Source organism: Leifsonia sp. McL0627, from assembly GCF_058244615.1.
Genome location: NZ_JBZCGM010000006.1, coordinates 686,683 through 700,054, shown reverse-complemented (window position 1 = coordinate 700,054; position 13,372 = coordinate 686,683). Strand labels below are relative to the sequence as shown.

Below are 13,372 nucleotides of genomic sequence, written 5' to 3'. Positions count from 1 at the left end.
GGAGGTCTACCCATCCATCGGGCGTCACGCGGGCTGGTCGTCCTGGTCGATGTCCGCCGCGGAAACGGGAGCGGCGGGAGCAGCCGCGGCGGCCGGGTCATCGAGCATCGGCAGGTCGTCGAGCCCGACCAGCCGGGTCGTGACGGCGTACTCGACCAGCCGCGCCCGGCGGTTGGTCGCGAGCTTGCCCTTGCCGCCGCGGAGCCCTGCGACGCCGAGCTTGTCGAGTTTGTCGCAGACGTTGTCGAGCTTGCGGTTGAACGTCGTCATGCTCCAGCCGAGCCTGGCAGCCGCCTCCGCCGAGGTGGGGATGGTGCCGCGCCCTGGCACCGCCTGGGTGAGCACGCCCTCGGAGAGCGCGACGATCAGCTGCCGCTGCGTTGTGGTGAGGGTCACCGGCAGGATCGTCGTCGAACCGCCGGAGTCGTTCACGGTCACCGCCGTGTTGAAGAAGTCGTCCTCGCTGCTGATCGTGAAATCGTACGTCGTCGCGCCCGCGCTGAACATGACGTGCATGGTCTGGAACACGATCGGCAGCTTGGCGCCCGGTGCGAGCCACGCCTGCACCGTGCCGGTGGAGTCGCTGACGGTGGCGGTCAGGAGGGTTCCGACGTTGGAGAGCCACCACATCCCGAAGTCGCTGGTGATGGCGAGGAACCGGCGGTGCAGGTACGGGTTGTCGTCGATGCTGAGGTCGGCCTCGCGGCCGATGCCGAACTCGCTGCCGTCCGCGACCGTGTACAGCTCGCCGCAGTATTCGATGGTCAGGGGCTTCATTTCGCGCACGCCTTCAACGGTTCGGAGGTGCGGCCGGAGCGCACCGTTGTCACGTCGATGCAGACGGGGACGCCCGCGGTCAACCCGGTCAGGTGCGCCTTCGGAGCGGCCGTCACGGTGGGCGGATCGGTCGTGCCCTCCCTGACCCACTGATACTGGTCGCCCTTCTCGGGCTTCGCCGTCTTCCAGACGATCGTCGCGCTCGTTCCTGTGGTGTCGCGCGTGGCGGAGACCAGGGTGGGCGGCGGCACGACGGTGACGGCGATCGTGCCGTCCTCTGCACTGCCGGGGCGCTGCGTCGACGACGCCGACGGCGCGAGCGACGGCGCAAGGACGGCGGCGAGCACGCCGCCGGCCACGACGAGCACGGCGGCCGCGGCGATCACCGGCACCAGCCAGCGGCGCGGGCGGGCGGAGCTTGGGCGCTGCTCCCCGCCCTGCTCCTGCTCCTGCTCCTGCTCCTGCTCCTGCTCGACATCGGCGTCCGGTTCCTTCGATTCGGCCCGCGGACGCAGCATCGTGTTCTCGACGACAGCCGCTTGCTGCTGCGGCTTCGGATGCACGGCCTGCACCGCGCGCACGACCGTCGGCCCTGCGATCACCTCGGTCGGCACCTCCAGCAGCCCCTGCGCATCCACGGACTGCACCGACCGGGCGCGCGTCTCGTCGTCGCCGGACGACAGCGGGCTCTCGCCGCCCATCCGCAGATTCGGCACTCGCAGGTTCGGGACGTCGATGCTCGTCGGCGCGAAGCCGAGTTCCAGTTCGACGCGCTGCAGCGCGCGGGCGAAGTCGACCGCCGTCGCGAAGCGATCATCGCGCTTGGTCGCCATGCCCTTCCGCAGCACGGCCACCAGCGACGGCGGCAGGTCGTCCCTGTCGATCGGGGTGATCATCCCGCGCTCGATCCGGCCGATCAGGTCGAGCGTGCCGTTGGCCCTGCCAGGCACCTCGAATGGCGTGCGCCCCGCCAGAATCGTGTGGATGGTCGCGGCCAGCGAGAACACGTCGCTGCGCACATCCGGTTCCGGGTCGTCGTCGAACATCTCGGCGGGCGACCACGGCACGCTGAGCCCGACGGAGCGGCTGCCGCTGGTGCCGGTATCCGCCTCCCCGCCGCGCAGCGAACCGAGCGACGCGGTGTGCACCGGCAGTTCCTCCAGCGCGGACGCGATGCCGAAGTCGGTGAGCGCCGGCCAGCCGAAGTCGGTGGTGAGCACGTTGGCCGGTTTGATGTCCCTGTGCAGGATGCCCACGCTGTGGGCCGTCGCCACGGCGCTCGACAGCCGCACCCCGGTGCGCAGGGCGTCCTCGACCGTGAACCGCTCCCGCTTGAACCGGTCGCCGAGGGACGGCCCTGAGCAGTACTCCATGACCAGGTACGGCCGGTCGTCGGCCGAGACGTCCGCGTGATAGATCGTGACGATGTACGGATGCGCGGACAGCTGCGCCATCACGTTCGCCTCCGCCACGAACCGGGCGCGAGCGGCGTCGTCGACACTGTCGGTCAGCAGCACCTTCACCGCGACGCTGCGCTTCGGCAGTGCCTGCTCGTAGAGGAACACGTCGGAGAACCCGCCGGAGCCGAGCAGCCGGATGAACTGGAAGCCCGGCAGGACGGGCGGCTGGGAGGCGAGGCGCCTCATGCGTCGTCCCCGACGGTGAGCGTCACGCCGCTGCCCATGTCGACGACCGTGCCCGAGATGACCGCCGTCGGCTCCCCGCTGCGGAGCTTCTGCGGCTGCTTGCCCGGAAGCACGATCATGGTGCCGTTGCGCGAGTGCAGGTCGGTGACGACGACCGTGTCGCCCTCCACGGCGACGATCGTGTGCGACCGGGAGATGTCGCGCTCCGCGCTGTCGACGGTCACCGGCCGCGGCACAGGGCCGCGCGACGTGGTGGAGGCGACAGGGGCGCGCCCGACGACGATCGGCGGGTCCAGGTATTCGCGCCGGCCGTCGGCGAGATCCACGAAGAACCGCGGGGACGGCGCCGCCTCCTGGGCGTGCGGCTGCTCCTGGTGCGCGGCGTCGCGGCCGAGCAGGCCGTCGAGGCTGCCGGACATGATCGTGAGGCCGTCGTGGTCGCCCGCCTCGGCGCTCGGCCGGGCAGGCGCGGAGTCGGTGATGAAGCGCGGGAGGTCGATGCGGGCGGGCTCCGGCTCGTCGGCCGGGCGCACGGCCGCGTCCTCGACGCTGCGGATCATGGTCGCGCCGAACAGATGGTCGTAGCCGGTCGCCTCAGCGGGCTCGGCGATGGTCGCCTCGGCAGGCCCGGCAATGGTCGCCTCGGCGACTGCTGGCTCGGCGACTGCTGGCTCGGCGACTGCTGGCTCGGCGACTGCTGGCTCGGCGATCGTCGCCTCTGCGACAGCCTCCACCGGCTCCGTGATCGGCGCGCGTTTCGGTGCGGCAGCGACGACCGGCGCCGCCGGAGACGCCTGAGCGCCCGTGCCGCCTGACCAGCGCACGGCGGCGGCCCACACGATCCCGTCGGCGAGCGGCAGCGCCGGACGCACCGCCTCCACCCCGGTCACGGCGAGCGCGACAGCCGTCGCCTCCGTCACCTGCTGCTCCAGCCAGGTGGAGACCCCGTCCGCGTCGATGCCGCGCTCCCCTGTCGCCGTCTGCACGGTCGCGGTGACGGGTCCGCGGACCGCGATCATCGCGCGCCCGGCTCCGCCCTCGACCAGACCGAACGACGGAGTTCGCGCGAACCCGTCCGCGGCCAGGGTCTCCAGCGTCTCGGCGAACCCGGAGGCCACCGCCTGCGCCAGCCGGCGGAGCGCCGTCTTGTCCTGCGCCTCGACGAGGAGCGCGCGCGTTCCCGCCGCGACCACCGCCCACTCCCCGGTTGTCGTCTGCTGAACGTCGAACACGTCGGTGAAACCTACCCTCTCGGCTGCGTGTCTTCGAGAGAGCGGTTCTCCTCCGGCCTGTCCTCCGTGATGTCGGAAGCCGGTTCCGCATCCCCCGCCGTCGATTCAACCACGACCACGGTGACGTTGTCGCGGCCGCCCGCCGCGATGGCCGCATCCACCAGCCGGTCGGCGATGTCCGCTCCCCCATCGGCGAGGATGCGCGCGATGGTCACGTCGTCGAGTTCCTTGGTGAGCCCGTCGGAGCAGATCAGGAACGTCTGCCTGTCCGTCTCCGGCAGCAGCAGGGAGTCGGTGTCCACGAAGTCCTCCGCCCCCAGGGCGCGCGTGATCACGTTGCGCTCCGGATGCACGGCCGCCTGCGCCTCGGTGATCAGCCCGGCATCCACGAGCTCCTGCACGGCCGAGTGGTCGACGCTCAGGCGGCTGAGCGCCCTGCCGTCCCAGAGGTAGACCCGGGAGTCGCCGATGTTGACGATCATCCACTGCTCGGTGGCGAGTTCCGGCACGCGCACGCGCACGACGCCGGTGAGCGTCGTGCCTGCGACGGCGACGCCGGACTCGTCGGCGCCGGACAGCGCGCGCACGGCGGCGTTGGCCTCGTCGATCGCCGCGATCACCTCATCCGGTGTCGGCCTGGTGCCGGCCGGGAGGGTGCGCGCGAGCGACTCGACCGCCGTCTGGCTGGCCGCGTCTCCGCGGGCGTGTCCGCCCATTCCGTCGGCGACCGCGTAGACGGGGTCGACCGCGATCATGCTGTCCTCGTTGACGTGCCGCACAGCTCCGACATCGCTGCGAACGCTCACGCCGACGATTGACGTCATGTACCGGTTTCCTCCTGCGTCTTCGCGGTCTCGGCCTTCGCGCGTCCGGTCTCGATGGTCCCGGCCGCGTCGACTGTGTCGTCCGCGTCGTCTTGGTCGTCGCCGTGGATGGCATCGGCGACGGTGGTTCCACTGAGTTTCAGCTTCACCAGACTTGCAATCGTAGCGACTGCCATGGCTCCGACGATCACGCCGAGGGACATCATGGTGCTGATATCGGGCGCCCACTCGATGTGCTGACCGCCGTTGATGAACGGAAGCTCGTTCTCGTGCATCGCGTGGAACACCAGTTTGACGCCGATGAACGCCAGGATGAATGCGATCCCGTACTTGAGGTATTCGAGCTTGTCGAGCAGGTGCCCGAGCAGGAAGTAGAGCTGCCGCAGCCCCATCAAGGCGAACACATTGGCGGCGAACACGATGAACGGGCTCTGGGTGATGCCGAAGATCGCCGGGATGGAGTCGAGCGCGAACAGCAGGTCGGTGGTGCCGAGCGCGAGGAACACGATGATCAGCGGGGTGAACATCCTGGTGCCGTTCACGGTGGTGCGCAGCTTGTTGCCCTCGTACTGGTCGGAGACCTTCAAGCGCTTGCGGGTGAAGCGCACGAACCAGCCGTCCTCCGCGCCCTCGGTGTCGTCGTGCTTGCTGAGCGCCTGGTGGATGGCCGTCCAGAGCAGGAACGCGCCGAAGATGTAGAAGATCCAGCTGAACGTCGCGATCAGCGATGCGCCGAGGATGATGAAGACGCCGCGAAGCACCAGGGCGATGATGATGCCCACCATCAGCACTTCCTGCTGGTACTTCCTCGGCACGGCGAACCTCGCCATGATGATCACGAAGACGAACAGGTTGTCGATGCTGAGGCTGTACTCGGTCAGCCAGCCCGCCAGGAACTGGCCAGCGTGCTCAGCGTCCCCGATCAGGAGCATCGCCAGCGCGAACAGCAATGCGAGCGCCACGTAGAAGGTCACCCACAGCGTCGACTCCTTGGGGCTGGGGATGTGCGGTCGTTTGAACACGATCAGCAGGTCGAACGCCAGGATCAGCAGCAGGACGACCATTGATCCGATTTCGAACCAGGCGGGAAGAGCAAGCTCCACGGGGGAAAACCTTTCGAAGGGCACCAGAAACGGGCCGAAAGTCTCTCCTGCACCCAGAATTCAGGTGCCGCTGTGCCCGGGCTCGAAGACTCGAACCGTGATGACGTCCACAGCGCCGACCCGTCGTGGGTCGTCCGGGATACTCCCCTTCGCTCCCAGCAGTCTACCGGATGCGCGCCGACGGCTCGGTCGTCCGGCACCAGTCGTGCGAAAAGTGCGGTGCGCGTCTAGTGGACCGCACGTTTCGCACGAGGCCGTGGACGGCGCGAGCCGCGCCTCGTGCAAAAGGTGCGGTGCGCGCTCTGCTGAGCGCACGTTTCGCACGAGTCGAGCGACGAGCGCAGCGCTCAGTCGCCAGGAACGCCCGGGGGCTGCAGGCGCAGGGTCACGATTCCGGAACCGAGGGGACCGTCGGCCGCCGGACTTCTGCGAGGTTCGACGGCGGGCGGTTGCGCGGTCGCGGTGGCGACGCCCACCTCCCGGAGCGATTGCGTTCCCACATCGAGGTAGCCGTGCTGGCTCAGGTGTGCGCGCAAGGCCGCAGCACGGGTCGCCGCCGGGACGCCCTTCCACGCGCCGGAGGTGATGTCGTCGTTGTAGGCGGAGTGCAGGATGGGGGCGTGTTGCGTGACCGGCAGCAGGTGAGCATCCGGATCGCCGTCGACGGGCAGGAGCTGCGCACCGAATGCGGGAGACCTCGGATCGGTGCGGCTCGTCCTCCCGAGAACGGCCTCCGTGTCGGCGACCGCTTCGCCCGCATACACGTCGTGCGCGTGCAGGTCGGCGGCGGACGCGATGCGGTCTTCTACCCCCGCGGAACCGAGCATGACGAACGCCGCGATTCCCAGATTCGTGTCGGCCAGCGCGTCCGCGGCCATGGTGGTGCCGTAGGAGTGCGCGACCACATTCACGATCGGCGGGTCGTCGTGGCGGAGCGCTGTCAGCCCGCGGATCGCGTCCGTAAGTTTCGGGGCGCCGTTGGCGGCGTAATCTCCGAGCGCCGCATCCAACCCGACCGGAGGCGTGGCGTATCCGATCCACGCGACCACGGCATGCCCGGATGGCGCGGCGGCGGCGTATTGCGCTTGCCACATGTTCTGAGCGGCCAACGTCCACAACTGCATGTCGGTCGTGTACGTGCCCATCCCCGGCACCGTCCAGGTGACCATCTGCGCGGTGTCGAGTGCACCGATCGAGATCGCCGCCGTCGGCTGCGCCCCCGGCACCAACTCGATCAGCTGTCGTGGGGGCGAGGCCTTCGCGAAGAGAGCAGCGCGAATCGCGGCGTACGCGGTCAGTCGTGTCTGCGCCGCCTGGTCGTTCTTCCGCGTGCGAGCGGCGTGTTCGGCCGAACGCAGTTCGCGCGCCAGCGTGCGGCGATTGGCTGCGTCCCTGACCGCATACGGGATCCCGTCGAGGTTCCCGACGAGCGCGGGGAGGGACCGCTCCAGTTCGCGCCTGCCCGCAGCGGGAATCAGCGGCCACTCCCGTGCGGCCTGTTCCGGAAGCGCGTTGAGCAGGTCGAGGCCCCGCCCGGGATGGGCATCGAGAAATGCGGACGACTCCTGATCGTTCAGTCGCTCCAGCACCTGCAGAAAGCGCGCACTCGACTGCGGTGCGCCGACCGGGGCGACCACCAGCGCCCCCGCCGCGACCAGGACGCACGCCACGATCGTGAGAACACGTCTCGCGACCGTGCGCCGCGAATCAACATCCGTGCGCATTAACGGTCTCCGCACCACGCCCGATGACAGTCGCCACCGACCATACGCCCTCGGTCGGCCGTACGCCCTCGGTCGGCCATGCGCCCTCGATCGGCCACACGCCCTCGGTCAGCCATACGCACTTGTCCGGGCACGACGCACGCACCCGACAACGGGGTCCGGAACTGACGCCTCGTGCGAATAGTGCGGTCCGCGACGCCATGACCGCACCTTTGGCACGAGTCGTTCGAGAAGACGACGCAAAAAAGCCCGGATGTCAGTGAAACACTGACATCCGGGCGATTGTGACCCCAGCGGGATTTGAACCCGCGTTACCGCCGTGAGAGGGCGACGTCCTAGGCCGCTAAACGATGGGGCCGTTTTTGCAACTCAATGAGTATGCCACACCCTTCGCCGGTGTTCCAAAACGGGAAGTGCATCCCGGGCGTGGCGGGAGGCCGCAGGCTCACGCGAGCACAAGAAGCGCCCCCGGGACGACCGAGACCTCCACGGGCAGCGGGCCGATGCGCTCGCCGTCGGCGTACGCCACGACGCCCGGCGCGTCGATCGTCACGGTGCGGACCGGCTCGAACGACACCTCGGCCAGGCCCGTATGCGTTCCGGAGAATACTTTCGGGAACATCCGCAGGAAGCGCCTGCGCGGCATGTCTTTGACGATGAAGAGGTCGAGCATTCCGTCGTCGAGGCTCGCGTGCGGGACGACGCGCATCCCTCCCCCGATGGACCGGTTGTTGGCGACGGCGATGAGCAGCGCATCCCGCTGGATGGGAACGCCGTCGGCGACGACCGTGTACGGAATGGGGCGGAGCGTCGCGAGTTCGCGGAGCAGCGCGATGACGTACCGACTGCGGCCGCGTGGCCTGGTCATCAGGTTGGCGCGCTCGTTGACGGTCGCGTCGAAGCCGGCGGAGAGCACACCGCCGAACCAGGTGCTCAGTTCGCCGTGCCGGACGATGCCGGCGTCGATCCGCCTCGGCTCGGCCTGCAGGGCTGCGAGGACGCGCGCGATGGCCGCGTCGGTGTCCGCGGTCGGGATGCCCAGGCCGTCCGCCAGGTCGTTTCCGGTTCCGCTCGGAACGATGCCGAGCGCGATGTCCGTCTGCGCGACGAGGTTGACGCCGAGGTTCACCATGCCGTCCCCGCCGACCACGATGAGCGCGTCCGGACCGGATTCGAGCGCGCGCCCCGCCTCTCGGCGCAGCAGCTCGCCGTTCGCCTCCTCCAGCGCGACGACCGTGTGCCCGGCCAGGCGGAGCCGCTGGATCACGCGCGGGCCGACGTCCCTTCTCTTACCGAACGACGCCATGGGATTGACCGCGACGACGACGGTACGGGGGAAAACAGCCATAGTGCACGATTATGGCCGAACCCGCCCGGCGCCCCGCGCCACCTCCGCCGCAGCCAGCGCCCCATCGAGTGGTCCCGAATTGCCGTGCGCCGGATGTCGGCACGGCAATTCGGGACCACTCGATCAGCGAGATGCGGGCTGCGGGGATGCGCGGCCACCGCGCGCTAGAGGCGCACGCGACGCAGGAGCTGCGCGTTCAGCGCGACCACGATCGTCGACACCGACATCAGGACGGCGCCGAAGGCCGGGGAGACCACGATGCCGATGCCGATGGCCACGCCCGCTGCGAGCGGCAGCGCGACCACGTTGTATCCGGCTGCCCACGCCAGGTTCTGCAGCATCTTGCGGTATGTCGCCTTGGACAGCGCGATCACCTTCGCGACGCCGCGCGGGTCGCTGGAGGCGAGCACGATGCCAGCGGACTCGATGGCCACATCGGTGCCTGCTCCGATCGCGATCCCGACGTCGGCCTGCGCGAGCGCAGGGGCGTCGTTCACGCCGTCGCCGACCATCGCGACCTTCGCCCCGCCCTGCTGCAGCTTCTGGACGGTTCCTGCCTTGTCGCCGGGCAGCACCTCCGCGAACACCTCGTCGATGCCGAGACGCGCCGCGACGGCCTCGCCGACCGCCCGCGAGTCGCCCGTCAGCATCGCCACCCGGACTCCACGCGAATGCAGGATGCGCACCGCTTCCTCCGACTCCGGCCGCACAACGTCGGCGAGCGCGATCATCCCGGCGACCGTGTCGCCGCGCAGCACGTACACGACGGTCTGCCCATCCGCCTCGGCGGCGCGAGCGGCGGCGGCGACCGGCGCGGACGGCGCCAGCCCACGCTCGGTGAGCAGCCGCGGCGCTCCGACTGTGACCGCGACGCCATCAACCGTCGCGGTCGCCCCGCGTCCGCCGAGCGCCTCGAAGCCGTCGAAGTGCGAGAGCGCGAGCCCCCTGTCCGCGGCTTCCGCGACGATGGCCCTGGCGATGGGGTGCTCCGCTGGGGACTCGACGGACGCAGCGAGCGCGAGCAGCGCATCCACGTCGTCGTCGGTGACCTGAACGGCCGAGACGCCTTGGCGTCCCTCGGTGAGCGTTCCGGTCTTGTCGAACAGGACGATGTCGATCAATCTGGCGTCCTCCATCGCGTGCCTGTCGCGGATCAGCAGTCCGTTCTTCGCTCCGATGGCCGTCGAGATCTGGGCGACCAGCGGGATGGCGAGACCGAGGGCGTGCGGACAGGCGATGATGAGCACGGTCACAACGCGTTCGAGCACGAACGACGGGTCACCGGGACGCAGGATCGCCCAGGCCACGAGCGTGAGGGCGGCCGCGGCGAGCGCGACGTAGAAGAGGAGCGCTGCCGCACGGTCGGCGAGGATCTGCGTGCCGGACTTGCTGGCCTGCGCGTCCGAGACGAGTCGCATGATGCCGGCGAGCGCGGTGTCCCCTCCGGTCTTCGTCACCCGGACGACGAGGGATCCGCTGCCGGAGATGGAGCCGGCGACGACCTGCTCGCCCTGCCCGCGAGTGACCGGCTTCGACTCGCCGGTGAGCAGCGACTTGTCCAGGTCGGATCGTCCGTCGACGATCTCGCCGTCGACAGGGACGGCAGCGCCGGGCCTGACCCGCACGAGGTCGCCGACCGCGAGTTCGGTGACGGGCACCAGCTCACTGGCGGAGGCGGACGCGTCTCCCTGCGTTGCGCCGCCGACCAGCTCCGCTTCGTCCGGGAGCAGTTTGGCGAGCTGACCCAGCGCATCCTGAGCGCCCATGACGGCGGACATCTCGATCCAGTGCCCCAGCAGCATGATCAGGATGAGGGTGGCAAGCTCCCACCAGAAGTCCATGCCGGGCAGACCGAACGTGACAGCGAGGCTATACCCGAACGCGACGACGATCGCGAGCGAGATGAGCGTCATCATCCCCGGCTGCCGGTTCCGCAACTCGTCGACCGCCCCGCGGAGGAACACCAGGCCGCCGTAGAAGAAGATGGCGATGCCGAACACCGCCGGAATGTACTGGCTGCCGGGGAATCGGGGTCCGCCGAGGCCGAGGATCTCCTGCAAGCCGTGCGAGAACACGAGGGTCGGGATGGTCAGGACCAGCGTGAGCCAGAACTTGCGGCGGAAGATCGCCGGGTCGTGCCCGGCGTGGGCACTGTGGTCGTGAGCACCGTGGTCGTGAGCCCCGTGCGCGTCCTGCCCGGCGTGTCCGTCATGCCCGGCGTGCGCATCCGCGCCGTGGTCGTGGGGCTGGTGCGTCTGATTTTTCGTCGTCTCGTTCATCTCCACAGCACAACGGTACCCCCAGGGGGTATATTCCTCAAGTTGCACCGACCGTCTTTTGGGTATTTCCTGGAGCCATGAGACTGACGAAGTTCGAACACGCCGCCCTGCTCCTCGAAGAATCGGGAAAGAAGCTGTTCGTCGACCCGGAAGCATGACCTCCCCCCTCACCGACACCGCCAACACCGTCGCCGTCGTCATCACCCATGAGCACGCCGACCACTGGACCCCTGAGCAGCTGAACCGCGTCCTCGACCTCAACCCGGATGTTCCGATCTACGCTCCGGAGGGCGTCGCCGCCGCCGCGAACGATTTCGCGGTCACCGTCGTCCACGCTGGAGACACCGTGGAGGCCGGGCCGTTCACCCTCCGCTTCTTCGGCGGCCGTCACGCGGTCATCCACGAGAGCATCCCGGTGGTCGACAACCTGGGCGTGCTCATCAACGACGAGCTCTACTACCCGGGCGACTCGTTCACCGTCCCGGAGGGTGTGGACGTCGACGTGCTCGCCACCCCGGCCGGCGCCCCGTGGCTGAAGATCGGCGAGACCATCGACTTCGTCCTCGCCGTGAAGCCGAAGCGCAGCTTCCCCACGCACGAGATGGTGCTGTCGCGCGGAGGCAAGGACATGTCCAACGGGCGCATCCAGTGGGCGACGGAGCAGAACGGCGGCGAGTTCTTCCCGCTGGAGCCCAACGACACGCTCGACATCTGAGCGGCGGGATGAGCGGGCAGCCCGCGGTTCGCCCCGCCGTCGTCTGGTTCCGTGACGACCTGCGCGTCGCGGACAACCCGGCGCTCACGGCGGCGGCCGGCAGCGGGCTGCCCGTCGTCTGCGTCTACGTGCACGACGAGGAGTCGGCTGGCGTCCGCGCGCTGGGCGGCGCCTCCCGGTGGTGGCTGCACCACAGTCTCACCGCACTGTCTGCCCGGCTGGAAGCGCTGGGCGGCTCGTTAACCATCCGTCGCGGCCCCGCCGAGCGCGTGATCGGCGACCTGCTGCGCGAGACGGATGCCGCGGCCGTGTTCTGGAACAGGCGGTACGGCGGGGCGGAGCGCACGATCGACGTGGCGATCAAGACCGCGGCGAGAGCCGACGGCAGGGAGGCGTCCAGCTTCGGGGCGAACTTGCTGTTCGAGCCGTGGACGATCCGCACCGGCTCCGGCACCCCGTTCTCGGTGTACACGCCGTTCTGGCGCGCCTGCCTCTCCTCCCCCGAACCACGCAAACCCCTGGATGCGCCGCCCGGCATCACCGCGCCGGCTCGCGCGCCCGACGGCCTCGCTGTCACCGACCTCGGGCTGCTCCCCGCGCATCCGGACTGGGCGGGCGGACTGCGTGACGCCTGGGATCCGGGAGAGGATGCGGCGCACGACGCCCTCCACCGTTTCCTCGCCGACGACGTCGCGGCGTACAAGGCCGACAGGGACACCCCGGGCATCGACGCCACCTCTCGCCTCTCCCCCCGCCTGCGCTGGGGCGAGCTGAGCCCGTACCAGGTCTGGCACGCCACCGCCGCCGCCAGGAACCGGACCACCGCTGAGGGTGCGGCGACGTTCCTGTCGGAGGTCGGCTGGCGCGAGTTCGCCAACCACACGCTCTTCCAGCGCCCCGATCTGGCGACCGAGAACATCCGCAGCGAGTTCGACGCGATGCCGTGGCCGCCGCTCGACGAAAGCGCGCTCGCGGCGTGGCAACAGGGCCGCACCGGCATTCCGCTGGTCGATGCCGGGATGCGAGAACTCTGGCAGACCGGGACGATGCACAACAGGGTGCGGATGGTCGTGGCGTCGTTCCTGATCAAGAACCTGCTGATCGATTGGCGGCTCGGCGAGCAGTGGTTCTGGGACACGCTGGTCGACGCCGACCCGGCCAGCAACCCGTTCAACTGGCAATGGGTCGCCGGAAGCGGGGCCGACGCCGCCCCGTATTTCCGCGTCTTCAACCCCGAACTGCAGCGCACGAAGTTCGACCCGCACGGCGACTACGTGCGCCGCTGGGTGCCCGAGTGGCAGACGGACGCGTATGCGGACCCGATCGTCGACCTCGCCGAGACGCGCAGGGCGGCCCTCGCCGCCTACGACGCCGTCAAGCGCCGCTAGCGTGCATCCAGTGGAGGGCGGGGCGCGTCAGCGGCCGTGCTCTGCGAGGATCTGGTCGACGTCGATGCGCTTGAGCAGCGCGCTCCAGTCGATGGCGCGCGCCTCGTCGGCCAGGTTCTCCTCGGCGAAGACCTTGCCGCTGCGCTCCACGACGATGCCGGACGGCAGCATCCTGTTCAGTTCGGCGAGGATCGCGTCGTCCACCGCCTCGGTGTCGAAGTCGGCTCCGACGGTGGCGTAGTAGTCGCCGGACAGTGTGTACGACACGATTCCGGTCTCGATTCGGCTCATGGGCTGGAGTGTAGTCCTGGCATCCGACGGGACGGCGACCGGCAG

At 69.5% G+C, this 13,372-nt stretch carries 10 protein-coding genes, 1 tRNA gene and 1 pseudogene; 2 read left to right on the top strand and 10 right to left on the bottom strand.

From position 1 onward, the window contains the following. Positions 1–24 precede the first annotated feature (24 nt). The 9 genes from AC37TH_RS19325 to AC37TH_RS19285 form a co-directional block, all read right to left on the bottom strand. Positions 25–777 carry an FHA domain-containing protein gene (locus AC37TH_RS19325; RefSeq protein ID WP_490765958.1) on the bottom strand — a complete coding sequence of 251 codons (753 nt, stop codon included), beginning with the start codon at positions 775–777 and terminating at the stop codon, positions 25–27. After that, positions 774–2,423 carry a serine/threonine-protein kinase gene (locus AC37TH_RS19320; RefSeq protein WP_490765957.1) on the bottom strand — a complete coding sequence of 550 codons (1,650 nt, stop codon included), beginning with the start codon at positions 2,421–2,423 and terminating at the stop codon, positions 774–776. The genes AC37TH_RS19325 and AC37TH_RS19320 overlap by 4 nt, the downstream gene beginning before the upstream one ends. Further along, entirely contained in the window at positions 2,420–3,655 is a 1,236-nt protein-coding gene (locus AC37TH_RS19315) for an FHA domain-containing protein (RefSeq protein WP_490765956.1), read from the bottom strand. Before AC37TH_RS19315 ends, AC37TH_RS19320 begins: the two co-directional genes overlap by 4 nt. A gap of 11 nt (positions 3,656–3,666) precedes the next feature. After that, on the bottom strand, positions 3,667–4,479 hold the full coding sequence (locus tag AC37TH_RS19310) for a PP2C family protein-serine/threonine phosphatase (protein WP_490765955.1): 813 nt from the start codon (positions 4,477–4,479) through the stop codon (positions 3,667–3,669). Then, entirely contained in the window at positions 4,476–5,582 is a 1,107-nt protein-coding gene (locus tag AC37TH_RS19305) for a TerC/Alx family metal homeostasis membrane protein (RefSeq protein ID WP_490765954.1), read from the bottom strand. Before AC37TH_RS19305 ends, AC37TH_RS19310 begins: the two co-directional genes overlap by 4 nt. Positions 5,583–5,929: 347 nt before the next feature. Then, entirely contained in the window at positions 5,930–7,306 is a 1,377-nt protein-coding gene (locus tag AC37TH_RS19300) for an alpha/beta hydrolase (protein WP_490765953.1), read from the bottom strand. A 285-nt stretch (positions 7,307–7,591) separates the two neighbouring features. Then, a tRNA-Glu gene (locus tag AC37TH_RS19295) sits at positions 7,592–7,664 on the bottom strand. 87 nt (positions 7,665–7,751) lie between these two features. Next, positions 7,752–8,654: a diacylglycerol/lipid kinase family protein gene (locus AC37TH_RS19290; RefSeq protein ID WP_490765952.1), complete on the bottom strand. Its 903-nt coding sequence runs from the start codon at positions 8,652–8,654 to the stop codon at positions 7,752–7,754. 164 nt (positions 8,655–8,818) lie between these two features. After that, positions 8,819–10,933 (bottom strand): copper-translocating P-type ATPase, encoded by a 2,115-nt coding sequence (locus AC37TH_RS19285; protein ID WP_490766097.1) that lies wholly within the window; start codon positions 10,931–10,933, stop codon positions 8,819–8,821. Between the two features lie 77 nt (positions 10,934–11,010). On the opposite strand from AC37TH_RS19285, the pseudogene AC37TH_RS19280 reads away from it, so the two are divergent. Both AC37TH_RS19280 and AC37TH_RS19275 read left to right on the top strand, forming a co-directional pair. After that, a pseudogene (locus AC37TH_RS19280) lies at positions 11,011–11,648 on the top strand (MBL fold metallo-hydrolase). An 8-nt stretch (positions 11,649–11,656) separates the two neighbouring features. Next, on the top strand, positions 11,657–13,036 hold the full coding sequence (locus AC37TH_RS19275) for a cryptochrome/photolyase family protein (RefSeq protein WP_490765951.1): 1,380 nt from the start codon (positions 11,657–11,659) through the stop codon (positions 13,034–13,036). Between the two features lie 27 nt (positions 13,037–13,063). Here the strand turns inward: AC37TH_RS19275 and AC37TH_RS19270 are convergent, their stop codons facing one another. Beyond that, entirely contained in the window at positions 13,064–13,327 is a 264-nt protein-coding gene (locus AC37TH_RS19270; protein WP_490765950.1) for a hypothetical protein, read from the bottom strand. Between the last annotated feature and the right edge of the window lie 45 nt (positions 13,328–13,372).